The following is a 25,471-nucleotide window of genomic DNA, read 5'->3' as shown; positions in this document are numbered from 1 at the left end:
TATTTCCGTTAAGGAGGTGATCCAGCCGCAGGTTCCCCTACGGCTACCTTGTTACGACTTCACCCCAGTCATGAATCACTCCGTGGTAAACGCCCATTCGTTAAGCTATCTACTTCTGGAGCAACCCACTCCCATGGTGTGACGGGCGGTGTGTACAAGACCCGGGAACGTATTCACCGCAGTATTCTGACCTGCGATTACTAGCGATTCCGACTTCATGCAGTCGAGTTGCAGACTGCAATCCGGACTAAGAGTACCTTTCTGAGTTTCGCTCCAGCTCGCACCTTCGCAGCCCTCTGTAATACCCATTGTAGCACGTGTGTAGCCCTGGTCGTAAGGGCCATGATGACTTGACGTCGTCCCCACCTTCCTCCGCCTTGTCAGCGGCAGTCTCAATAGAGTACCCAACTTAATGATGGTAACTATCAATAGGGGTTGCGCTCGTTGCGGGACTTAACCCAACATTTCACAACACGAGCTGACGACAGCCGTGCAGCACCTGTCACTGCGTTCCCGAAGGCACCAATCTATCTCTAGAAAGTTCGCAGGATGTCAAGACCAGGTAAGGTTCTTCGCGTTGCATCGAATTAAACCACATGCTCCACCGCTTGTGCGGGTCCCCGTCAATTCCTTTGAGTTTTAGCCTTGCGGCCGTAGTCCCCAGGCGGAGTACTTAACGCGTTAGCTGCGCCACTAGATCCTTTACACCGAATCCAACAGCTAGTACTCATCGTTTACAGCGTGGACTACCAGGGTATCTAATCCTGTTTGATCCCCACGCTTTCGTCCCTCAGTGTCAGTATTGGTCCAGAATGTTGCCTTCGCCATTGGTGTTCCTTCTGATCTCTACGCATTTCACCGCTACACCAGAAATTCCCCATTCCTCTACCATACTCTAGTTTGCCAGTATCAAATGCAGTTCCAAGGTTGAGCCCTGGGCTTTCACATCTGACTTAACAAACCACCTACAGACCCTTTACGCCCAGTAATTCCGATTAACGCTCGGACCCCCCGTATTACCGCGGCTGCTGGCACGGAGTTAGCCGGTCCTTATTCTTTGGGTAACGTCCTTCTCATAAGCTATTAACCTATAAGCTTTCCTCCCCAACTAAAGTGCTTTACAACCCTAGAGCCTTCTTCACACACATGGCATTGCTGGATCAGGGTTTCCCCCATTGTCCAATATTCCCCACTGCTGCCTCCCGTAGGAGTTTGGGCCGTGTCTCAGTCCCAATGTGGCTGATCATCCTCTCAAATCAGCTATAGATCGTAGCCTTGGTAGGCCCTTACCCCACCAACAAGCTAATCTAACGCAGGCTCATCCATCTGCGGCAGCACAAAGGCCACCTTTAATCCGCAGATATTATGCGGTATTAACAGTCGTTTCCAACTGGTATCCCCCACAGATGGGCAGATTCCTACGCGTTACTCACCCGTCCGCCACTCGTCAGCAAGAAGCAAGCTTCTCCTGTTACCGTTCGACTTGCATGTGTTAAGCATGCCACCAGCGTTCAATCTGAGCCAGGATCAAACTCTTCAGTTTAATTCTCAAATTCTGACTCTAACTACTGATACTCAAATTCTTTAACAAAGTGTTTGTATATAATATATCTATTAAATATCTCAAAAGCCTTAGCTTCCTACCGTTGACATCACTCGTCAGCCGGTGAAGACATATAATACGCATCCTCTAACAAAAACGCAAGTACTTTTTTGAAAAATTTTGAAGTTTTTTAAATTTTCTTATTTTTAGCTATATTTCAGCATACTAAAGCCTATAAATAGCCATATAAACTGGCTTTTGCATCATAAATGTTTAATTGGAATATTTTATAAAAGATTCAAAGCTATAAGATTTTTACTAAAAATCATCAGATTATATATAAGATTTATTTAAATGATGAAAGATTCTTATGAAAATGAAAAGTACTTAGAAAAAATAAGAATAGATAATAATCATTGATTTGAGATATTTTTGAGGAATATACTTATACTTTTTCCCAAGGCGAGCCATTTGATGGGATATCACCTTGTGTCCACCACTTAGCTTTATACTGCTGACCTTGATAAGTTACTGTTTGACCACCTGTATAGGCAATACCACTTTCCCAAGCTCCGCCAGGAACAACTGGTTTTTCCCAAGGTCCTCCATTAGATGGAGTATCACCTTGTGTCCACCATTTAGCCGTATATGTTTGACCGTTATATGTTATTTGATCTCCTGTAGTATATATAGCTTTAGAGTCCCAAGTTCCTGAAGCTGTAGTATCATCGCCACCCTGATCATTTGTTTGATCATTTGTTTGATCATTTGTTTGATCATTTGTTTGATCATTTGTTTGATCATTTGTTTGATCATTTGTTTGATCTGAACTTTGATCTCCAACTACTCTCCATACTCCCCACTCGCCTGATTGAGTAGGATTCTCACCCTTAGTCCACCATTGAGCTTCGTATGTCACCCCATTAACTTCTACTTTTTCACCTTTAGTATAAGCTTTATCAGGATCCCAAGTTCCAGTTACAGTATCTCCACCTTGATTTTGATCATCTGTCTGATTTTGATCATCTGTCTGATTTTGATCATCTGTCTGATTTTGATCATCTGTCTGATTTTGATCATCTGTCTGATTTTGATCATCTGTCTGATTTTGATCATCTGTCTGATTTTGATCAGTTGCACCAGCTGTTGTAAATGATAAACCATCTTCTCTAGATTCACTTGAAGTACTAGCAATCACTTCAACATTATAATTAGTAGCCTTATCTAAATTAGTCAGCACATAATTCTGAGCACTAATATTCTGAGCAACTACATTTCCATTTAACTTAATTGTATATGTAATATTGCCATCTAACTCTGGTTTGTTCCATGATATGGTTGCTGATGTCTCTGTTACGCTATCAACAGATATATAAATATTATCTGATTCATAAACCTTAGCTACAGCATTTATTAATGATTTACTATTATCTACAGAATCACCATCAGCTTGCCAGAACATTGTTCCTCCAAGCCCTCTACCCATAGCATATTCTGTTTTCTTAGTCACTGACCACGTATCATCATAAGTTATAAATGATTTAGTCGATGGACTATATGCCCATGGCTGCATAGCTACTTTACCATACTTATCAAATATAGCTACATTAGAGTTTTCATTGTAGAACTGTAGATCTGATAATCCACTCACTGGTTTAGATGTTCCACATCCTGTTACAGGATCATTAACTGGATTAACTAAACATTTATAGTCAAATACACCATTCTCATAATCACCAAGACCTGGACCTGTAATTGTTTGGAATAAACCTCCATTGACATCACTATCTACAGCCATAGATCTTGCATATAAAGGTAAACCAACTATTAATTTCTTAGCAGGTACTCCAGCTTTAATATACGCATCAATAGAGTCTTGGATTGACCATCCACCATCTACACCTATAGATTTACTTAGTGTAACATTACTGCCAGAACTATCTGTAACATTATCTTGTACATCACTTGATACATCTCCAGCACTATAACTAGTATTACTAATCCCTGATACATCTGGGAATGCAAATGATGCCTGGAAGTATGCAGGGAAGCCAGTACCCCATGCACCTTGATAGTCATAGTTCATTACATTGATTTCATCCATCAACTCGCCAGTCTGCTTCCAGAAATCTGATACGCTATTTGGATTACTTGGATTTTCCATAGCTTCAATACGGCTTCTTGCTCCATTAACTGCTATTGCAAGATAGTACTTTTTACCATCTTCTTTACTAGCCTTATCTAACTCAGCACGAAGAACTTTAAATAAAGCCAACATCTTCTTAGCTGGTGCTACATCATTACCATAATCAGACCACCACTCCCAGTCTATATCTATACCATTAAAGCCAAGTTTACGCATAAGCTCTACAGACTGCTTAGCAAAAGTTTCCATACTTTGTTGATTTGATGCTAATTGTTCAAACATCGGTGCTGTTGTAACACCATTATTTGTCCAACCACCAAATGATAGGAATGATTTTAGATATGGATACTTCTTAGCTGCTCTTGCTGCTGCTGAAAGTCCCCATGAATCGGCTGAAGCATCAAGTGTTTTTATATTACCTGTATTTTTGTCAAAACCTATGAATGCATAGATTATTGTATTTAACTTATTATATTTGAAGTCATACGGATTATATTTACGCCCCCATACTGCCCATTGTGCATAATATGCTGCATTTGTATAACCAGGAGCAGGATCTTTACATACATTTCCTGGACATGGTCTTTCAATCTCAAGATCTTTACCATCTACTTTAAGATCACTAACTATCGGAACTACAACACCAGGTAATACAATTGCATTACCAGAGTCTGTTCCCATGATGTCACATGATTGTGTTAGATCAAAAGATCCACCATCTTTCAATGTCATCTTAGTTACATAATCACCCTTACTATTCTGTGTAGATGCAAAATCAACAAGATCAGCTCTAGTTCCAAAACAGTTACCCCAGCCAGCTTTTGGTTTGAAGTTACTTGTAAACTCTATTGTCTTTGCTGATGAAACATTATTAATATTTAAAACTATCTTATTATTATAATCCTTAAATGGTGCTTTAAAGTCGTATGTCTCAACATTATTACCTGTAGCAGCCTCCGCCATACTAAATGAGCCTATACCTAATAACGCATAAGATATCGCTTTTATTAGTTTTTTTCTTTTCATAATTTCCTCCGTTTTAAACCTATAGTCTATGTTTTAAAATTGAAACCTTAAAATATGAACTAATCATATTACAAATATTTAAAATATATAACTGAGGGAAAATCATAGGACTTATCAAAAATTACCACCCAGTTACTATAAATCTTTTTATATGAATAAATGCTCAGTAACGCATAAGATATCGTAGTAGCTAATTTCTTCCTGTCGCTCATACTATTTTTCCCTATGGTATTCAAAAAACTTTGCACTAATCCTCATAATCAATTCTATAAATACAAAAAAAATAAATACAACAAAAAATTCAATAATTTACAATTATTAGCGTTGCTTTTAGGAAAGCTTAATTTTTCATTATATTTTGCAAAAAAATAATATAATTCTGCTATTTTTAGATAAAAATTGTCTCTTAATTTTAAAAGAAATTTTTCTAATTCTTTAAGCTTAAGCATGAGTAATAATTATTAAAGTAAGAAAACGTTTTCGCTCTTGTATAAATTTTATACAATCTAGTATTTAAGAATTCCAAATCTGACTATACTTATATATATTAGAGTGAGAGTATTTAAGAAACGATTAAGGACTTAACTATGAACAAAGATTTCTACAATAATGTTAATGATAAAATCCAAGAAATAAAAGATGCTGGGACTTATAAGAGTGAAAGGATAATATCAACCCCTCAAGAGCCAGTTATAAATTTAGAAAATGGTGAAACTCTTATAAACTTTTGTGCAAATAATTATCTTGGTTTTGCAAATAACCCAGAAATTGTTGCTTATGCTAAAGAGCATATCGAAGAATGTGGATACGGAATGGCTTCGGTAAGATTTATATGTGGTACAAATAGTGTTCATAAACAACTTGAAAAAGAACTTAGCAATTTCTTTGAGTTTGAAGATACTATTTTATATCCATCATGTTTTGATGCAAATGCAGGTCTTTTTGAAACTTTACTAACTAAAGAGGATGCCATTATTAGTGACTCACTTAATCATGCTAGTATTATCGATGGTGTTAGATTGTGTAAAGCTATGAGATTTAGATACAACAACAATGATATGCAAGACTTAGAAGAAAAACTAATCGAAGCTGATAAAGCTGGAGCAAGATTTAAAATGATTGCTACTGATGGAGTTTTCTCTATGGATGGTATTATAGCTAACCTTGAAGCTGTTTGTGATTTAGCTGATAAATATAATGCTATTGTAATGGTTGATGATTCGCATGCATCTGGTTTTGTTGGTAAAAATGGTAAAGGCTCTATAGAACACTGCAATGTAATGGGTCGCGTAGATATCCTGACTGGAACACTAGGAAAAGGTTTAGGTGGAGCATCTGGTGGCTATATATGTGCTAAAAAAGAAATTGTTGATCTGTTAAAGAACTTATCTAGACCATATTTGTTTTCAAATTCACTAGCTCCAATAATTGCTAAAACATCTTTAAAAGCATTAGAAATAACTAAAGGCTCTAATGAGCTAAGAGATCAACTACAAGCTAACCAACAAAGATTCAGATCTAAAATGACTGCTGCTGGATTTGACCTAATACCTGGTGAACACCCTATTATACCAGTAATGATCTATGATGAGAAAAAAGCTGCTGAATTTGCTGAAAAACTTTTAGACTATGGAATCTATGTAATAGCCTTTTCATACCCTGTTGTTCCGAAAGGTAAAGCTCGTATTAGAACACAAATGTCTGCAGCACATACATTTGAACAGATTGATAAAGCTGTCGATGCTTTCACTAAAGCTGGCAAAGATCTAGGTATAATCTAATAGAATAATAGAATAATAGAATAATAGAATTATTATTTCTCTAATTAATTTCATTTTCAAGGGATTAAATTATGAAAGCATTAGCTAAACTAAAAAGAGAGCCTGGTATATGGATGATAAAAGATGCTCCAATACCAGAATACGGCTACAACGATGTTTTAATTAAGATTAAAAAAACCGCAATTTGTGGTACAGACTTACACATATATAACTGGGATAAGTGGTCACAAGATACTATTCCTGTACCAATGATTACAGGACATGAATTCGTTGGTGAGATTGTCGCTAAAGGTGATGGAGTAACAGGCTTAGAAATTGGTGATAGAGTATCCGGTGAAGGACACCTTGTTTGTGGGCATTGTCGTAACTGTAAAGCTGGTAAACGACATCTATGTCGAGAGACTATGGGAATCGGTGTTAATGTACAAGGAGCATTTGCAGAGTTTTTAGCTATGCCTTCATCAAATGTGTTTAAACTTCCAGATGCTATTCCAGATGAAATTGCTAGTATATTTGATCCTCTAGGCAATGCAGTTCACACAGCTCTTTCATTTAATCTAACAGGTGAAGATATTCTTATAACAGGAGCTGGACCAATTGGTTTAATGGCTATAAAGATAGCTAGATTCTGTGGTGCTCGTCGAATAGTTATTACTGATGTAAATGAATATCGCCTAAAAAAAGCTGAGGAATTCGGAGCTACTGTTGCGTTAAATGTAGCCCCATATAAGACTCAAGAAGAACTTACCACACAAATGAAAAAAGTAATGTCTGATATTGGCATGAGTGAAGGATTTGATGTTGGTTTAGAGATGTCTGGAGTTAACTCTGCGATCTCAATGATGTTAGATGTCATGAATCATGGTGCTAAACTTTCATTATTAGGAATAGCCTCTGGAAATATATCTATAGATTGGGGAACTATCCTATTTAAAGGTTTAATTCTAAAAGGTATTTACGGTAGAGAAATGTTTGAAACTTGGTACTTAATGTCTAGTATGATCCAAGCTGGCATGGATATAAGCCCAATAATAACACATAGACTACATATAGATGATTATAAAGAAGGCTTTGAAATAATGAAAAGTGGTAAGTGTGGCAAAGTAATACTCGATTGGGATAATTAGTGAAAGAAGTAAATTATTCAAATTCTAAAAAAATAGATATTCAATGGGTTTTTACTCTATTTGGTACAGCTATTGGAGCAGGACTACTATACTTACCAGTTCAAGCTGGAGATAGCGGTTTTTGGGCATTGTTAACTGTGATGATATTTGCACTACCACTAACATACTACTCACATAAAAATATGGCAAATATTGTCATAAGCTCAGAAGATGGTGGAATTACAAACGTTTTTACTCATAGTTTAGGCAAGTTTTTTGGCTTGATCTGTGTAATTTTATATTTTTTCGCTATATTTCTAAATATGCCAATGTACTCAATTGGTTTAAATAATGAGCTAAGTAATTTTTTAGTAAACTATAATATTTCAGATACTGATTTATCGACTAATATTTGGTTTAGCTTTAGTATATTAGTAGTTTTACTAGCTATAGTTTCTTTAGGTATAAACCTTATCCTAAAATTCATGCAGCTAATTGTGATCTTTCTAATAGCATTAGTAATAATATTATCGCTTTATATTATACCCTACTGGAATTATAGCTTTATTACAGATAGTCATTTTGAGCTTACTCAATATATTATTGGTATTTTAATGGTTCTACCAATACTAATCCTATCAATGAATCATTCACCTGTTATCTCTAGTTTAGTAGTTTTTTACAAGAATTATGTAAAGCTTGATAATAATCAGGAGAAAGCTAAAATCTATAAAGTACTCAAAATTAATGCTTTGATTCTTTTTATCTTTGTATTACTTTTTGTAACATCTTGCTTACTTAGTACAACAGTTAGTGACTTAGCTAGAGCTAATGATAATAATCTGTCTATTGTCACACTAATCCAAGAGCAACATCATAGCACTATACTTGATATTTTAGCTCCTATGATAGTTTTTACTGCTATTATAAGCTCTTTTATAGGCTGTTATATAGGTTCAAAAGAAGCTCTAAAATATTTATTCAAATACTTCTTTAGAGATATTTGTAATAAAGAGTTATCTGAATCTAAGATAAATAGAATATGTGTTAGCCTAATATTTATAGTTCTATGGGTATGCACAATATGCAACTTTAAGATACTTAATATAATAGGTATATTAGTAGCGCCAACAGTAGCGTTTCTACTCTATATTTTACCTGTAATAATTATCTATAAAAACATTAAATGTAAAGCATATAGAAAAGTTATTCTTGATTCAGCTTTATTTATAATGGGATTAATAATTATATTTGGATATGTAATAGGACTATTAATAAAATAGTATTATTCATTTAACTGCCAATTAGCAAAGTCTAAATCATCTTGAGTAGTTATCTTAATATTTTTTCTACTACCTTCAACAACTATTGGATTAATACCATATAACTCTAAAGCTGAAGCTTCATCAGTTATCTTATTTATGAGATTATTTGAATAACAAAAATCAAAAGACCTCTCTAGCTGACCTAGTCTAGATAACTGTGGAGTCTGCGCTAACCAAATATTATTGCGATCAAGAGTATTAACAATAATATTCTTAACACCTACTTTCTTAACTGTCTCAAATGCTTTAACAGCTAATATGCCTGCTTGAGAATGAGAGGCTTTTGTAGATTCATACAGCTCTATAATATTTTGAGTATCAACACAAGGTCTAGCAGCATCATGGACAAATATCCAATCATCACTATTACCTTTAATAGATTTCAAACCATTATAAACGCTTTCAAAGCGAGTTTCACCACCCTCACAAATTTTAATTTTAGAATGATTATAGTAAATAGATTGACTCCAAAATTCATCCTTAGAGTTCAAGGCTAAAAATATATGATCAAAAAATGGATTATCAATAAACTTTTTTAAAGTATTATCTAAAATCGTTTTGCCATTAGTAAGCTTATAGTATTGTTTTGGAATATCTAATTGCATCCTAGAACCAATACCAGCAGCTGGAATAATCACATATTTATTTGACACTATAAAAAACCTCACCCTTCTTAATTAAGCCCATATTTTCACGAGCTAAACTTTGTAAAACTTCATTATTTTTACGCAGTGACACAACTTCTGAATATAGCTGGGCATTAGTTTGAGATTTTTGCTTGACCTCTTTTGATTGAGTAGCAACAGCTTTCTTTAGCTCATTATATTTAAGAATACCAGTATTACTAAACCAAAGATCGTATTGCAATATGATAATTAACAATACGACAGCTGAAATAAAAACATAAAAAAAGAAATTTGATTTTGTATTCATGAAATAGCTATTATTCTTCTACCTGAACTACAACTTTTTCAGTTTCACTTTCTTCAACAATGATTTCTCGTGTATCATTACTATTAGAGTCATCTTCTTCAGTACTAAAAACAAAAGACTTAAGTCCTGGGTAGATTGCATTTTCACCTAACTCTTCTTCTACTCTTAGTAACTGATTGTATTTAGCTATACGATCAGATCTTGAAAGCGAACCTGTTTTAATTTGACCTGAACAAGTTGCTACTGCTAAATCAGCAATAATAGTATCAGATGTCTCACCTGAACGATGTGAAACTACACATGTATATCCAGCTTGACCAGCCATAGCCATAGCTTCAAATGTTTCAGTTAATGAACCAATTTGGTTAAGCTTGATCAATATTGAGTTAGCAACACCCATCTCAATACCTTTAGCTAAGATGCTAGGATTTGTTACAAATAGATCATCACCAACTAACTGAACTTTTTTACCTAATTTCTCAGTCATTAGTTTCCAACCATCCCAATCTTCTTCAGCCATACCATCTTCAATAGATACAATCGGATATTTTTCAACCCATTTAGCAAAGTACTCAACCATTTCAGCTGAAGTTAAAGATTTACCTTCTGAAGCAAGCTCATACTTACCATCTTTATAGTACTCACTACTTGCAGGATCTAGTGCAATAAACACATGCTTGCCAGGCTCATAACCTGCTTCTTTAACAGCTTTTAAAATCGCTTCAATTGCAGCTTCGTTTGATGGAAGATCAGGAGCATAGCCACCCTCATCACCAACACCAGCTACACTATAACCATCAGCAATTAGAACTTTTTTCAGTGTATGGAATACTTCTGTACCACATCTAAGAGCTTCTGAGAAAGTATCAAAACCTGCCGGTACAATCATAAACTCTTGCATATCAACGTTATTATCAGCATGAGAACCACCATTGATAACATTCATCATCGGTACTGGCATTAGATATTCTTTAACATCCATTAAATAACGATAAAAAGGCTTTCTTAGATGAGATGCTGCTGCTCTAGCTGTCGCTAATGAAACACCTAAAATAGCATTTGCACCTAAATTCTTTTTGTTCTCTGAACCATCTAACTCAATCATAGTTTTATCAACTAATCTTTGATCTAAAGCATCTAGGCCTTTAACTGCTTGAGCAATTTTTGTATTTACATTTTCTACTGCTTTATAAACACTTTTCCCAAGAAAAAGTTTCTTGTTACCATCTCTTAACTCTAGTGCTTCTCTAATACCTGTAGAAGCTCCTGATGGCACAGCTGCTCTACCGAAAGCTCCGCTTTCTAAAACCACATCTACTTCAACAGTAGGATTTCCACGTGAATCTAATATTTGTCTTGCAAAAACTTTACTTATTTGTGATGACATAACTATAAACTCCTTAAGATATGTTAAGTCTTTTTGTATTTAAACAAACTCTTGTAATTATAAGCTAGCTGAGTATGCTTTGCAATTTAATATAAGGCTTTATTCTTCTTCTAGGATAATCTCTTGAGCTTCACTAAAGTTAAGACTCTCTGGAGTTGCGGCTGTAAACTGAACAGTATCTGTAGCTGATTTTCTTGTAATAATTCTATAAATTGAGTAAACACATAAAATAGCACTAAGAATAGCAGTAATAATAAAGAACCCAAAAGGACCAACAAATGCCATAAAGCTAGATATAACAATTGGACTTACTACCGACCCTAAACCATATGCAATAGTTAAAACCCCTATTGCTCCTAATATCTCTCCTTCATCTAGAAAATCACTTGCATGAGATATTGATAAAGGATAAATCACAAATGCACAACCACCAAATATAAATATAATAACTGAGAACATAAGATATGAGCCATGTAGCATACAGATTAAAACTGATGCCAAACAAATCCCGGCACCAGCTAATAAAATGACTCTACGTCTATCCATCATATCTGATAGTTTACCCATAGGGATCTGTAATAGCATACCTCCTAAGATAGTTGTCATCATTAGCACTGATATCATATTATGAGTACTATCTACTCTAACTAAAAATACAGGTAAAATTGTATAAATAGCACCTAATAAAGATCCACCTATAATACTTGCAACCATTGCTAAAGGAACTTTTTTCATAATTGCTATAGGCGAACAAATATCTTCTGACTGAGGAACTGGAGCTACTGTTTTGGTAAATGCCATCAAGACAATAGCTATACTACATAATGAAGAAATAAAACAATAAGCCAATATTTGTTGGCTAAAATGTACATTTATCATTAGCTGAGATAAGGCTTGTGAACCATAGTATATAAGTAGGTATATTGAAAAAACTAAGCCTCTATTTTTTTTCTCTGAGGATAAAATACACCAGCTCTCAATAATAATAAACAACGCAGCTAATGAAAAACCACACACAAATCTTAAAAATATCCAAACAGGAACTTGTTTAAAGACACCTATTATCAAGGTACTTATAGCCATTAGCGAAGCAAATAATACAAATGCTCTAATATAGCCAACCCTAACTATAGTAGACTGTGAAAAATAAGATCCTGTCATCATACCGAAAAAATAAGCTGCAGAAATCAAACCAATCATTAAATTAGAACGTCCAAGACTATTAAGCTCGATAGACGAATACGTTGTAAAAAAACCATTACCAAACGATAAAACACACATTGCCACGATTGGCGTAAGAATCAAAAACAAAGTTTGTCTAACAGTCATGACCCGCTCCTAGAAATCTAATCGATTAATAAGGCTGATTATATAGGAAGCTAAGGTTTAAGTTAAGGGAATTTAAGAGTGTTTTTCTAACTTTTTCCAATTTATATAGCCATATATAGCATTGAATAAGTAAATCAACCACATAGCAAGAAAAGCTATACCATCACCAGAACCTGACAGATATTGTTGTAACCATATTACAGTAGATAGAGTATTAATAATTATCCATAGAGTCCACTGCTCTAAATATGCTTTTACCATAAGTATAATTGCAACAACAGAAACAACACCTGTTAATGAGTCTGCAAATAGTCCAACTTGCTGATTAAACACTCCTTTTAGAATGAATCCCCCATACAAAATAGCTGAAACAATAATGCCTATAGTTAAGTAAGCCCTCTGCTTAGTTGTAAGACTCTTTGTAACTATATCATTATTTTCATCTGTACTTTGAGGTTTCGTCCAATTATACAAACCATAAAACTGCATAGGAAAAAAGAAAAATGTAAATAATAAAAACTGGCCAAAAATACCTTGCTGATAACATACATATGCATATGTTAAATTGTTAATAAAAGCAAAAAAATAATTTAGTGTTTTACCTTTAGCAATTAAAAAAAGATTCAACATCCCTGTAACAGTAGCAATAGTCGTTAAAACTAAATACTGATCAGTAGTTAATATACTTATAAGACCAAGCACCCCAACAGAACATATCAGCCAGAGAATCTCAAAGTAATTATAATCATCAAAGATATTTTTAACGTTAATATCTTTAAAACCTTTAAGATAATTTGATATTTGCGAGAAAAAATTATAAAGAACCTGATTAATCATTTATATTTCCAAGTATATTGACTTAATTTGCAACTAATTCCATAGCGCCATAAATACCTGCCTGGTCACCAAGTTTTGCTAGTTTAAAATCACATTCAGCAAAAATATCCGCAAATGAGTTTTTCATTGCAGATCTCTTTATTTGATGAAGATACTTTTCACCAATAGCCTCCATAACACCACCACCTAAGATTACCATAGATGGATTAATCATATTTAAAGCACTTCCTAGACCTGCTCCAAGGTATTCCATAGCTTCTGATAGAATATCTAAAGCAATTTCATCATTCTCATCAAGTGCTTTTTTGATATGGCTACTTTTCAGCTTACCATTATTCTCAGTAACTAAGTCAATCAATGTACTTTTGATTTTCTTTTTAGCTAGATTCTCGATTTTCTTCTCAATACCTACTTTACCAGCATAAGCCTCTAGACAACCTTGAGAACCACAGCCAGGACAATATGAACCACCCTGTTTAATAATAGTGTGACCAAGCTCAGCAGCCAAACCGCTATTACCTGTATAGAGCTTTCCATTTAAGACAAAGCCTCCACCTATACCAGTACCTACAAAAGCTCCAACGATATCATCATAGCCAACTCCTGCACCATATTTAGCCTCGCCTAAGATACCTACATTGACATCATTATCTATCTCAGCAGACACACCATATTCTTCTTCTAAAATCTTCTTTAGATTAACACCATTAACATTAATGTTAACACTTCTGCGAATTACTGATGTTCTTTTATCTACTAATCCAGCAATTCCAATACCAATACCTTCAAGTTTTTTATCTTCTGGAATTTCAGCTGTTAATTTATTAATGACTTTAAATAGTTGTCCGATAACAACTTCTGTTGCTTCTTTTGCTTTTGATTTTACTTTTGCTGTTGTTACTAACTTTTTATCTTCATCAAATAACCCAGCAGCCATATTTGAGCCACCGATATCTACACCTATAAGCATTACCAATTTCCTTCTAGTCTATTAACCGCTATATCCATAGCTCCATACACACCTGAGTTGTCACCTAAAGTAGCAATCTTTAACTGACACGCATCTAGCATTGTTTTAAAAGCATATTTTGAACAAGATTGATAAATAGTATCTATATAATCCTGACCAATCGCTTCCATAACTCCACCACCAAAAAGAACTAAAGATGGGTTCATTAAGTTTATATAGTTTGCCACAGCTATACCTAGATGAGTCATTGCTGTATTTGCAATATCAATAGCAACTGGGTCTTTAGCATCTAAAGCTTTCTTAAGGTGTGATCCTTTTAGTTTATTCTCATTTGCTAAAACAGAATCAATCAACATACTTTTAATGCCTTTTTTATGTAAGTTCATAACTCTATTCTCAATGCCAACCTTACCAGCATACGTCTCAACACAGCCTTGTGAACCGCAACTTTGACAATATGCTCCTTGAGGATTAATAGTCACATGCCCAACAGCTCCAGCGCCACCAGTTTCACCATATAAGAATTGATCATTAACAACAAGACCACCACCTATACCAGTACCTACAAATATACCTACAATATTTCTATGACCTTTACCAACACCATATTTCCATTCACCAATAACGCCAACATTAACATCATTTTCAATAAAAACTGGTACCTTACCAAACATTTGGCTTACTTCTTCAGCAATATTTACATCATTTAGATTTATATTAGCGCTAAACTTAAGTACTCCTTGCTTTGAGTCAACAAATCCAGCTATACCAATACCAATAGCTCTTATCTTACCTTTATTTGAATCATCAATAAGCTTGTTAATTACCTTAAAAATTTGACCTAAAACAATATCACTATCACTTTTGCCTTTAGATTTAACTTTAGCTGTTGTCAGTAGATTCTTTTCTTGATCAAAAAGACCTGCTGATATATTAGTACCACCAATATCTAAACCTATATACATAAGCCTCTCCATTAAACCTTTTCAAAAACTGCAATAGACTCAACATGCATAGTATGAGGAAACATATCCATAACACCTGCACTAACTAGTTTATAGCCTTTTTGATTAACTAAGATACCAGCATCTCTTGCTAAAGTTGCAGTATTACAAGATACATAAACGATTCTCTCAACATTAAATTTTTCAATAGCTTGACATACTTCTTGAGCGCCTGCTCTTGGAGGATCTAAAAGCATCTTATTGTATTCAAAATTATTAAACCATTCTTTATCTTCAAAGCTTTCAAAAAGGTTTGCCGCATAAAACTTAACATTTGAAATATTATTATTTTGTGCTGTTTCTACAGCTCTTTGAACCATTGTTGCTTCACCTTCAACACCAATCACAGACTTTGCATATCTTGATATTGGTAGTGTGAAATTACCTAAGCCACAAAATAAATCAATTATAGAATCTTCTTTTGATATATCTAAAAGATCTATAGCTTTCTTGATCATTTTTCGATTAATATCATTATTTACTTGAGTAAAATCATTTGGTTCAAAACCGATTTCGATTCCATCTATTGGTTCGTAACTTAGCTTAGTTGGCGAAACATCTCTATCTGGATAAAGTCTATAAATAGTATCAGGACCTTTTGACTGTAAATATATCCAATAATTATTCTCTTGTCCAAAATCTCTTAACTTAGCTAAATCTTCATTTGTGAATGGCTCTAAATGCCTAACAATAATCGCTGGACGGTGATCATCTATAGCTATTTCTAATTGCGCAATCTGATTATATATCGACAAAGTTTCTATAAATTTAGCAATATCATTAATCTTTTGACCAACTAATGGATTAAGAACTATACAATTATCAATCTCTGCTAAGAATCTACCGTTACGCTCTCTAAAGCCGACAAGTATTTTGCCTTTCTTACTGACATATCGAACTCCTAAACGCGCCTTATTACGATATCCTTCTGTATTATCTGTTAATAAGGGTTCTAGAATATTTTCAGGCTCGACACCTTCACCAATATATTTAAGCTGATTTAATAATGTTTCTTGCTTATGCTCAATTTGAGCACTATTAGACATATGTTGCAAATTACATCCACCGCATGATTCAAAGAAATCACACTTTGGTGTTATTCTATCTGGAGATTTTTTAATATACTCTACAGCTTTAGCTTCATCAAATTTAGCTTTTGAAAAAGTATATTCAAACTTAACTACTTCACCAGGTAATGTAAAAGGTATAAAAGTTGTTTTACCATCTACTTTAGCTATACCTCTACCGTCATGACTTAATGATACAATTTCAGCTTCAAAGACACCTTCTTTGAGCTTTCTTCTTCTGGCTCTTCCCATAAATAATTTAACTAAAATATATTAGGGTAATTGTATTTAATTAAGTAATTAAATACAACTTAAAGGAAATATTTATTTTATAATCATTTTCTTACCACCATAAGCAGATACATGAGGTGGTACAAACTTATAAACTCCAGCTTTAGAGTGTGAAAAGATCATATTAATAGTACCATTATCTGCAAGGTTGGCTACTTTTTTAGGATATAAAGCAAATTGAACTTCTCCTAAAGACGAACCTAGAACATCAATTTGACCATACTTTGGTTTTGTATCAAGTGGTTTTGTTGGACCATACCCACCACCAACATTAGCCAAGACATTATATTTTACATCTTTAGTGTTAGATTTTTGTGGAACAAATATAAACATATTTGCACCTTTCATTGTCGGAGCCCCAAAACCAGCTGCAAACCAGCCACTACCTTGCTCTCTCCAAGCCTTATTTTTATCAAGATTAACACTTAGAGTAGCACAAATATGATCTTGATATTTAGCATACTTATAATTCATATCTTTCATATTTATGCTTTTATATTTTAAATCGCTAGGACAAATATTGTTTTTATTACTATCTGCATAAGCCAACGTTGAAACAGATATAGATAAAAATAATGATGTTAATACTAATTTCTTCATGAAGTTCTCTTTCTAATTAAACCTAAGAAAATTCTAGCACAATTAATAGAATTTGGTTAACAAATAGATATTAGCAAACAGATAATATAGAAACAAAAAAGGCGGTATTAAACCGCCTTTCGTATCGTGGTGGGTGCAGAGGGGTTCGAACCCCCGACCCTCGCCTTGTAAGGGCGATGCTCTCCCAGCTGAGCTATGCACCCGATAGATTGATATTATATAGAGCTTTCTATTCAAGTCAATATTTTTTTCAAATATCTTCGAAAAAACTAACCTTCTACTTCACTTCTAAGAATTTGTTCAGCCGTTATCTCTGATTCAGCAATCTCTCTTAAAGCAACAACTGTAGCTTTTTCTTTTTTCTCATTATCTATAGATTCTGAATAACCTTTTTTGAGAATACTATTGGCTCTCATAGAAGCTAAAACCACTAAGTCAAACCTTGTTTCTACTTTATCTAAACAATCTTCAATCGTTACTCTAGCCATTTTTTACTCCATTTCTTTTTAATAATTGTTTTACTTTATTATATATCACATCAATAACAGTTTTATTTTGAGCACCATCTGGAATTATAATATCAGCTTTTCTCTTTGAAGGCTCAATAAATTTAATATGCATCGGCCTAACAGTCTCTAAATACTGGTTTATAACACTCTCAACACTTCTGCCTCTTTCATTTTGATCACGCATTAATCTTCTAATAAAGCATAAATCTGAAGGAGTATCCATATAAACCTTAAAATCCATCATTTTCAGAAGTTTACGATCATTAAAAAGCATAATCCCTTCAAGAATAATAACACTTACACCCGCAGCAATTTTTTCAGCTTTAGATTCTATTCTAGAGTGCGTTGTATAATCATAATGAGGAATATGTATATCATTACCTTGTATTAAGTCAGCTAGATCTTTTCTTAGTAATTTATGATCAAAAGCATCGGGGTGATCATAGTTTATTTTGCAGGCCTCTTCAAAGCCTACAATTTCTCCCCAGTTTTTATAATAGCGGTCTTCTGAAATGACAGCTATTCTATTTAAGTGTTTTGATTTTAATTTTTTTATTATCTCATTTGAAAAAAGAGTTTTCCCAGAACCAGAACCAGAACCACCAACGATTCCTATTATAAAAACATCATCTTTACCAGCCATTCTAATAAATCCTATAATTCTATCTTAGGTTGACTTTTTATCAAATTATCTAGCTCTTGAAGAAGACTCAAAAACTCTTTTATTTTATACATCGGGAATGAGTTAGGTCCATCACTTTTTGCTTCATCTGGTTTAGGATGAGTTTCCATAAATAAACCATCAATACCAACAGCCATTGCAGCTTTTGATAATACTGGCACAAACTCTCTTTGACCGCCAGAAGAACTTCCCTGACCACCAGGTAACTGTACTGAATGAGTAGCATCAAAAACAACAGGACAACCTGTATCTTTCATAATCTCCAGAGAGCGCATATCTGAGATAAGGTTATTATAACCAAAACTTGCTCCTCTCTCACAAACCATAATCTGCTCATTGCCTGTAGTTTTAGCTTTAGCTACTACATGTTGCATATCCCAAGGAGCTAAAAATTGACCTTTTTTAATATTAACTGGCTTACCTTGCTTACAAACATCTAAGATAAAATTTGTTTGACGACATAAAAAAGCTGGAGTTTGTAAAACATCTACAACTTCAGCTACTTCAGCAAATGGTGTATCTTCATGAACATCTGTTACAACAGGGACATTATAAGCTTTTTTAACCTTTGATAAGATTTCTAAACCTTTATCAACACCTAAGCCTCTGAAACTATTAATAGAAGAACGATTTGCTTTATCAAAAGATGACTTATAAACAAAATTAATTCCAAGATCATTAGTTACTTCTTTAAGATAACCTGCTGTGTCCATTGCCATCTGTTCAGATTCGATCACACATGGTCCAGACATTAGGAAAAATGGCTTGCCATTACCTACTTCAAAATTAGCAATTTTCATATAAATCTCTTTTTATTTGGAAATACTTATTACTTAATTATACAGAAAAAGATGAGCCACAACCACAAGTAGTTTTCGCATTAGGATTTCTAATTACAAAATATGCTCCTTCAACATCATCTTTATAATCAACATCTGCTCCCACTAAATATTGGAAGCTCATTGAATCAACAAGAAGACGTACACCATTTTTTGTAATAACCATATCATCTTCTTTCACTTCGTTATCAAAAGCAAAAGCATACTGAAAACCAGAACATCCCCCACCTGTGATATAAACTCTAAGACTAAGAGATTGATCTCCCTCTTCTTCAATAAGCTCTTTTACTTTTAGAGAAGCTGCATCTGTAAAGTTTATTGGATCTACACTTTGAACTTCTTCACTCATAAAAATTACCTCGCTACTAGAGAAAGTTTTACTCTACCGCCTCTATCTATATTTTGAACTAAAACTTCAAGAGGTTGTCCCTCTGATAATGAGTTAGTTTTGATACCTGCTTGCTCAATATCTGCAAATGGTAAGTAACCATCTTGACTACCAAGTAAGTTTACAAATGCTCCAGAATCAAGAAGTTTAACTATCTTACCTTTATATACTTGCCCTTCTTCAACTTCAGCAACTATTTCTTCAACCATTGCTTTAGCTAGGTCTAGAGACTTTTTATCTTTAGCAAAAATCTTAACTTCACCAGAATCACTTGTATCAATCTGAGCACCAGTTTTTTCTACGATGCCTTTTACTGTTGATCCACCACGACCTACTACATCTTTGATTTTTGCTGGATTTACATTCATGATATGAATTTGAGGAGCAACGTCAGAAACTGCTTCTTTGTGCTCTTTTATAACTTCATTCATAATGCCTAAAATATGCAATCTACCAACTCTTGCTTGCTCTAAAGCTTGCTCAAGGATCTCTCTAGAGATACCTTTAATCTTGATATCCATCTGTAAAGCTGTAACACCGTATCTAGTACCTGCAACTTTAAAATCCATATCTCCTAGATGATCTTCATCACCTAAGATATCTGATAATACCGCATATTTTGAACCATCTTTGATAAGACCCATAGCAATACCTGCTACAGGTTCAGCTATCGGTACACCCGCATCCATCATAGATAAAGATGAACCACAAACAGTTGCCATAGAGCTAGAACCATTTGATTCTAAAATCTCAGAAACAACTCTTACAACATATGGATAAGCATCTTGGTTAGGGAACACCGCTTGTGTCGCACGCTTAGCCAAATTAGCATGACCAATTTCACGACGCTTAGGCGCCATACCTACCATACCACACTCACCTACAGAATATGGAGGGAAGTTATAATGCAGCATGTATCTTGATTTTTCCATACCATCTAGAGATTCTACTAACTGAGCATCTCTATCACTACCTAGTGTAGTAACAACTAATGCCTGAGTTTCACCTCTAGTAAATAAAGCTGAGCCATGTACCCCTGGTAAAACCCCGATTTTAACATTTATAGGTCTTATAGTCTCAGTACATCTGCCGTCTATTCTAGGTTTACCTTCTAGGATATTTGCTCTTACAAGATCTTTTTCTATATCATGGAAAGCTTCAAGAATTTCTTTTTCGCTATATTCACCACTATCAACATCACTAGAGAATATAAATTCTAAAACACTTTTTCTAATTTCATTAAGCTTGATATTTCTTTCTTGCTTAGATGCTATAGTGTAAGCATTCTTTATTTCACCAAAAAACTGTGACTTAATTTGTGATTTCAGAACTTTGTTTATTTGATAAACAGAATATTCCATACGTGGCTTAGCTGCCACTTTAGCAAGTTTATTGATAGATTCAATAATCGTTTTTAAATGCTTATGAGCATATAAGATACCACCCAACATAACTGATTCTGGTAAGCTATTAGCTTCTGATTCAACCATTAAAATAGCATCATCAGTACCAGAAACAACTAAGTCTAAAGCAGACTCTTTTAAGTCTTCTTTATTAGGGTTTAGAATATATTTGCCATTAATATAGCCTACTCTCACACCTGCTATAACATCATCATAAGGCGCACCAGTAATAGCTAAAGAAGCAGATGCTCCAATTAGTGCTAATATATCTGGTGAAAATGAACCATCATAAGATACAACAGTTGCAACTATTTGAATCTCATTAAAAAACCCACCAGGGAAAGATGGTCTAATAGATCTATCTATCAACCTAGAAATAAGTATTTGCTCTTCAGAAGGTCTACCTTCTCTTCTTAAAAAACCACCTGGGATTTTACCAGCGGCATAAGTTTTCTCTAAGTAATGTACCGATAATGGAAAAAAATCTTGACCATCAGCTACAGATTTCTTCACTACTGTAGTAACTAATACAACATTATTCCCACAACTTACCGTTACTGACCCATCTGCTTGACGAGCCATGCCACCTGTTTCAAGAACAATTTCTTTGTTTCCTAATTCAAAGACTTCTCTAAATATTTTCACAGTTTAACCTTATTTTTTGATTTTATACGATGTAAGAACAACTAAGATGAGATTTTAATTATCTACGTAGGTTTAATTTTTTGATTAGGCTACGGTATCTCTCTACATCTTTACCATGTAAATAGTCTAATAATTTACGACGTTGGCTTACTAGTCTTAAAAGACCTCTTCTTGAATGATTGTCTTTTTTATGAGTCGCGAAGTGACCTTGAAGGTCATTAATTCTTGCAGTTAAAAGAGCAACTTGAACCTCAGGTGAACCAGTATCGCCTTCTGACTGTTGATTTTCTTTAATAATATTTTGCTTATCTTGAGCTGTTAACATAACTTTTCTCCGTTTGTTTCTTGATTATAATTAACTTCGGATAAACCGCACAAAGGAACAGTTTACCAACGCGTAATTATATACTATAAAGATTTAAAAAACAAAAGTTTTAGTTACTAACTGATGTTACGCACCAAATATATTTTGAGTGATATAAGGTGCGTTGAAGAGCAAGGCAACAAGGTGTAGGAGCTACTAGTAGCTTCAAATCTTGTTAACGAAGCAATTTGATGTAAATTATATCATCCAAGGGACAAAAAACTAAAATATCATCTGACTGCGTTAGAACTTTACTACCATAGCTACTGCTATGCTAATAAAAACCTGCCTTGAATATGATACTTTATCTTTTTGCTCAAATTTATATGTGGTGCGTAACATCAGTTAGTAAGATTATCAGGCTCAATACCTAGAATATGTAAACTATTTAGCGCAACATTTGCAAAGACAGGTGCTGATACAGAACCACCACCATAATGATCACCTTTAGGATCCTTAATTGTCACAACAATTGCCAAATCAGGATGACTTGCAGGAACCATCCCAACGAAACTTGCTAGGTACTTAGCACCATAAGTTCCACCTTCTAACATTCTAGCAGTACCTGTCTTACCAGCGACATGATACATTGGAATTCTAGCTTTCGGACCTGTACCTCCGAGTCCTTCAACAACAGACTCCATCATACTTATCATTTCTTTAGAGTTTTTCTTCGAAAGAACAGGTCTAGAATTGATTTGCTCACCTGGTTGTCTTTTTAAAATTGTTGGCTTAATATACTGACCATCATTAGCAATTGCAGAAACACCAGCTACCAACTGTAAATCAGTAGCATTCATCCCATAACCAAATGATAAAGTCGCAAGCTGGAAATCCCCCCACTGGTCTGTAGGAGGAACATATCCATCTCTTTCTCCAGGAAGTTTTATACCTGTCTTATCACCAAAACCAAAATTTCTTAAGGATGATTCTAGTATAGTTGGATCTGTCAAACTTAAAATCATCTTAGAAATACCAACGTTACTTGATTTCATTAAAATATATCTAAGATCTGCATCACCATAATCTCTTTCATCACGCACTGTATTTCTACCGATACGATAATATCCAGGATGAGTATCAATAACAGGTTCACTAGAACTAACATTATCGCCATAGGTTAGTGCAGTAGCTGCAGCAAAAGTCTTCATCACTGAACCTAACTCATACACATCAGTAACGGCTCTATTTCTTCTTCTATCAGGATATGCATCAGCCATACTGTTAGGGTTATAAGATGGGTAGTTTGCCATTGCCAATATTTCACCAGTATGAACATTCTCAACAATTACTGACCCAGCCTCAGAGTTAGTTTTAATAACTCCCTCTTTTAAATATTTATATGCGATATATTGAATTCTAGAATCTATACTTATCTGTAAATTATGGCCATTTTTCGGTTCAACATATTTATCTTCATTTTTAGATGCAACTCCACCGTGAAGGTCTTTCTTATATTCAAAATAGCCATCTTGGCCTGTCAAGAATTTATTAAATTCAAGCTCAAGTCCCTCTTGACCCTTCCCATCAATATTGGTAAAGCCAACAATCTGTGATGCTACTTCTGCTAAAGGATAGTAACGTTTAAACTCACGTATTACATGAATACCTGTGATATCAAGATCTTTAATTTTTTGCGATAAATATGGCTGAACTTTACGCTTTATATATACAAAGCCACTACGCCCCTCTCTAGGCTTAACTTGTCTTTCAATTTTTTCTCTTTCTTTTTGAGACAAGTTTAAAATATCCATGACTTTTTTTAATTCTGGACTATCCGCTTTTACATAAAATGGATCTACCCATATAGTATCAACTGGTGTACTTATGGCTAACGGATTACCATTTCTATCAACTATAATCCCTCTATATGCCTTTATATTTATACTTCTATCACTACGGTTATCACCTTCTTGCTTTAACTTCGGATACTGTATTGTTTCCATATAAGTAAGCTTAAAAAACAAGACAAAAAAACTTATTATAAGAAGAATAATGACAACAAGATGTCTAAGCTTAGGTCGATAATTACTCATTATTTGAGTCCTCCCCTTGCTCATTCAAAAAACGCAAATCACTTTTATTTGGTAGTGACATTTTTTCTTTCTCTGCAAACTTCTCAACTGCTGTTGGGGCAGCTAAAGAACTATACTCTAAGACAATCTGACTCCACTCTTCATCTAGTTTAGAATCTTTAACAATTAGATCTTTCTGCTGATTTAACTGAAGTTTGTACTCAAAACGCACAACAATCAAACTAAATGCCGTTATTAATAAAATAAATAGCAATGTAAAAGATATTCCTACAGTTTTTCTAAAAAAACTATTTCTAAGCGATTCAAAAAGTCTTATTCTAATTTGACGGTTTGTTAACATCATAGCTTTTCTACCACCCTTAAAATAGCGCTTCTCGAGCGTACATTTTGATCAAGCTCATTCTGATTAGCTTTAGATTTTTTTGTAATCCATTTTAATTTTATAAGGCTTTCATCTTGAGGCAACATTCTAGTGATACGATTGACCTCTTGTTTAGGAGTAATTAGTGATGTAAATCTTTGTTTAACAATTCTATCTTCTAAAGAATGAAAGGATATTGCCGCAATTCTACCACCAGCTTTAATAACATCTAAAATGTTCTCCAGTAAGTCCTCTAAATCTCCTAGTTCATTATTAACATAAATTCGTAAAGCTTGAAAACATCTAGTCGCAGGATTTTTCTTTTCTCTTTTGCCTATTGTCTCTCTTATAAGATTAGATAATTCTAAAGTAGTTTTTATACTACCATTTTCTTGTATATATGACTTTATTCTCTGTGCAATTTTTTTTGCAAAACGCTCCTCGCCATAAACTTTGAATATATAAGCAAGTTCCTCTGCAGATAAATCATCTAAAGCTTGGCTTGCTGTAATCCCACGAGTAGTATCCATGCGCATATCTAAAGGACCATCATGCATAAAGCTAAAGCCCCTATCCGCATTATCTAATTGTGGCGAAGAAACACCAAGGTCCATAATAATCCCATCAATTTTACCTAAAAGGTTATTTTGTTGACAGTAATTATGAATATTAGCAAAGCTTGTATGAACTATTTCAAAATTATCAAACGCAAAGTTATCATTAGCATATTTAATAGCATCAAGATCTTTATCAAAAGCTATCAGGCGCCCACCATTTAATTTGCTGAGTATTGCTCGGGAATGCCCACCTCTTCCAAAGGTTGCATCAATGTAAATACCTTCTGGGTTTATATTTAGATCATTTATTGATTCTTGTAGTAATACTGAAAAATGCATTTC

The 25,471-nt window shown here is 34.2% G+C and carries 22 protein-coding genes, 1 tRNA gene and 1 rRNA gene; 3 read left to right on the top strand and 21 right to left on the bottom strand.

The features are described from left to right. Window positions 1-9: 9 nt before the first annotated feature. Both FIP56_RS03595 and FIP56_RS03590 read right to left on the bottom strand, forming a co-directional pair. A 16S ribosomal RNA gene (locus FIP56_RS03595) occupies window positions 10-1,543 on the bottom strand. A gap of 445 nt (window positions 1,544-1,988) precedes the next feature. Further along, complete coding sequence (locus FIP56_RS03590; RefSeq protein ID WP_192577598.1) at window positions 1,989-4,715, bottom strand: glycosyl hydrolase family 18 protein; 2,727 nt, start codon at window positions 4,713-4,715, stop codon at window positions 1,989-1,991. Between the two features lie 587 nt (window positions 4,716-5,302). On the opposite strand from FIP56_RS03590, the gene FIP56_RS03585 reads away from it, so the two are divergent. From FIP56_RS03585 to FIP56_RS03575, 3 genes are all read left to right on the top strand, one after another. After that, on the top strand, window positions 5,303-6,496 hold the full coding sequence (locus tag FIP56_RS03585; protein ID WP_192577597.1) for a glycine C-acetyltransferase: 1,194 nt from the start codon (window positions 5,303-5,305) through the stop codon (window positions 6,494-6,496). 71 nt (window positions 6,497-6,567) lie between these two features. After that, window positions 6,568-7,623, top strand: a complete 1,056-nt coding sequence (gene tdh / locus FIP56_RS03580) for an L-threonine 3-dehydrogenase (protein ID WP_192577596.1) — start codon at window positions 6,568-6,570, stop codon at window positions 7,621-7,623. Next, window positions 7,623-8,885, top strand: coding sequence for an aromatic amino acid transport family protein (locus tag FIP56_RS03575; RefSeq protein ID WP_192577595.1), 1,263 nt, complete (start codon window positions 7,623-7,625; stop codon window positions 8,883-8,885). Before tdh ends, FIP56_RS03575 begins: the two co-directional genes overlap by 1 nt. Window positions 8,886-8,887: 2 nt before the next feature. Here FIP56_RS03575 and ispD read toward each other — a convergent pair whose 3' ends face one another. The 19 genes from ispD to rsmH all read right to left on the bottom strand — a co-directional run bounded on the left by ispD (window position 8,888) and on the right by rsmH (window position 25,468). Beyond that, window positions 8,888-9,580, bottom strand: a complete 693-nt coding sequence (gene ispD, locus FIP56_RS03570) for a 2-C-methyl-D-erythritol 4-phosphate cytidylyltransferase (RefSeq protein WP_192577594.1) — start codon at window positions 9,578-9,580, stop codon at window positions 8,888-8,890. Next, window positions 9,570-9,860, bottom strand: coding sequence for a septum formation initiator family protein (locus FIP56_RS03565; RefSeq protein ID WP_192577593.1), 291 nt, complete (start codon window positions 9,858-9,860; stop codon window positions 9,570-9,572). The genes ispD and FIP56_RS03565 overlap by 11 nt, the downstream gene beginning before the upstream one ends. 10 nt (window positions 9,861-9,870) lie before the next feature. Further along, window positions 9,871-11,247 (bottom strand): phosphopyruvate hydratase, encoded by a 1,377-nt coding sequence (gene eno / locus FIP56_RS03560; RefSeq protein WP_192577592.1) that lies wholly within the window; start codon window positions 11,245-11,247, stop codon window positions 9,871-9,873. 99 nt (window positions 11,248-11,346) lie between these two features. Beyond that, on the bottom strand, window positions 11,347-12,576 hold the full coding sequence (locus FIP56_RS03555; RefSeq protein ID WP_192577591.1) for an MFS transporter: 1,230 nt from the start codon (window positions 12,574-12,576) through the stop codon (window positions 11,347-11,349). A 72-nt stretch (window positions 12,577-12,648) separates the two neighbouring features. Continuing rightward, window positions 12,649-13,413, bottom strand: coding sequence for a nicotinamide riboside transporter PnuC (gene pnuC, locus FIP56_RS03550; protein WP_209451856.1), 765 nt, complete (start codon window positions 13,411-13,413; stop codon window positions 12,649-12,651). A 22-nt stretch (window positions 13,414-13,435) separates the two neighbouring features. Beyond that, window positions 13,436-14,383 (bottom strand): ROK family protein, encoded by a 948-nt coding sequence (locus FIP56_RS03545; RefSeq protein ID WP_192577590.1) that lies wholly within the window; start codon window positions 14,381-14,383, stop codon window positions 13,436-13,438. After that, window positions 14,383-15,348: an ROK family protein gene (locus tag FIP56_RS03540; RefSeq protein WP_192577589.1), complete on the bottom strand. Its 966-nt coding sequence runs from the start codon at window positions 15,346-15,348 to the stop codon at window positions 14,383-14,385. The genes FIP56_RS03545 and FIP56_RS03540 overlap by 1 nt, the downstream gene beginning before the upstream one ends. Before the next feature lie 11 nt (window positions 15,349-15,359). Beyond that, window positions 15,360-16,706: a 23S rRNA (uracil(1939)-C(5))-methyltransferase RlmD gene (gene rlmD, locus FIP56_RS03535; RefSeq protein ID WP_192577588.1), complete on the bottom strand. Its 1,347-nt coding sequence runs from the start codon at window positions 16,704-16,706 to the stop codon at window positions 15,360-15,362. 72 nt (window positions 16,707-16,778) lie between these two features. Beyond that, window positions 16,779-17,345: a hypothetical protein gene (locus FIP56_RS03530; RefSeq protein WP_192577587.1), complete on the bottom strand. Its 567-nt coding sequence runs from the start codon at window positions 17,343-17,345 to the stop codon at window positions 16,779-16,781. A 127-nt stretch (window positions 17,346-17,472) separates the two neighbouring features. Beyond that, window positions 17,473-17,548 (bottom strand) — tRNA-Val (locus FIP56_RS03525). A gap of 66 nt (window positions 17,549-17,614) precedes the next feature. Then, on the bottom strand, window positions 17,615-17,833 hold the full coding sequence (rpoZ, locus tag FIP56_RS03520) for a DNA-directed RNA polymerase subunit omega (RefSeq protein WP_192577586.1): 219 nt from the start codon (window positions 17,831-17,833) through the stop codon (window positions 17,615-17,617). Then, window positions 17,826-18,497 carry a uridine kinase gene (udk, locus tag FIP56_RS03515; protein WP_192577585.1) on the bottom strand — a complete coding sequence of 224 codons (672 nt, stop codon included), beginning with the start codon at window positions 18,495-18,497 and terminating at the stop codon, window positions 17,826-17,828. The genes rpoZ and udk overlap by 8 nt, the downstream gene beginning before the upstream one ends. 11 nt (window positions 18,498-18,508) lie before the next feature. Continuing rightward, window positions 18,509-19,336 (bottom strand): 3-deoxy-8-phosphooctulonate synthase, encoded by an 828-nt coding sequence (kdsA, locus tag FIP56_RS03510; RefSeq protein WP_192577584.1) that lies wholly within the window; start codon window positions 19,334-19,336, stop codon window positions 18,509-18,511. Between the two features lie 37 nt (window positions 19,337-19,373). Next, window positions 19,374-19,724: an iron-sulfur cluster insertion protein ErpA gene (gene erpA, locus FIP56_RS03505; protein WP_192577583.1), complete on the bottom strand. Its 351-nt coding sequence runs from the start codon at window positions 19,722-19,724 to the stop codon at window positions 19,374-19,376. Between the two features lie 5 nt (window positions 19,725-19,729). Then, window positions 19,730-21,811, bottom strand: a complete 2,082-nt coding sequence (gene pnp, locus FIP56_RS03500) for a polyribonucleotide nucleotidyltransferase (RefSeq protein WP_192577582.1) — start codon at window positions 21,809-21,811, stop codon at window positions 19,730-19,732. A 58-nt stretch (window positions 21,812-21,869) separates the two neighbouring features. After that, complete coding sequence (gene rpsO, locus FIP56_RS03495; protein WP_072711734.1) at window positions 21,870-22,136, bottom strand: 30S ribosomal protein S15; 267 nt, start codon at window positions 22,134-22,136, stop codon at window positions 21,870-21,872. A gap of 380 nt (window positions 22,137-22,516) precedes the next feature. Then, entirely contained in the window at window positions 22,517-24,211 is a 1,695-nt protein-coding gene (locus FIP56_RS03490; protein WP_192577581.1) for a penicillin-binding protein 2, read from the bottom strand. Then, complete coding sequence (gene ftsL / locus FIP56_RS03485) at window positions 24,204-24,554, bottom strand: cell division protein FtsL (protein ID WP_192577580.1); 351 nt, start codon at window positions 24,552-24,554, stop codon at window positions 24,204-24,206. The genes FIP56_RS03490 and ftsL overlap by 8 nt, the downstream gene beginning before the upstream one ends. Beyond that, complete coding sequence (rsmH, locus tag FIP56_RS03480; protein ID WP_192577579.1) at window positions 24,551-25,468, bottom strand: 16S rRNA (cytosine(1402)-N(4))-methyltransferase RsmH; 918 nt, start codon at window positions 25,466-25,468, stop codon at window positions 24,551-24,553. The genes ftsL and rsmH overlap by 4 nt, the downstream gene beginning before the upstream one ends. Window positions 25,469-25,471 lie beyond the last annotated feature (3 nt).

This window comes from Francisella sp. LA112445 (assembly GCF_012224145.1).
In the GTDB taxonomy this organism is placed as follows: Bacteria; Pseudomonadota; Gammaproteobacteria; order Francisellales; family Francisellaceae; genus Francisella.
Note: the sequence above shows the minus strand (reverse complement) of the source record. Positions and strands in the feature narration are given on the sequence as shown.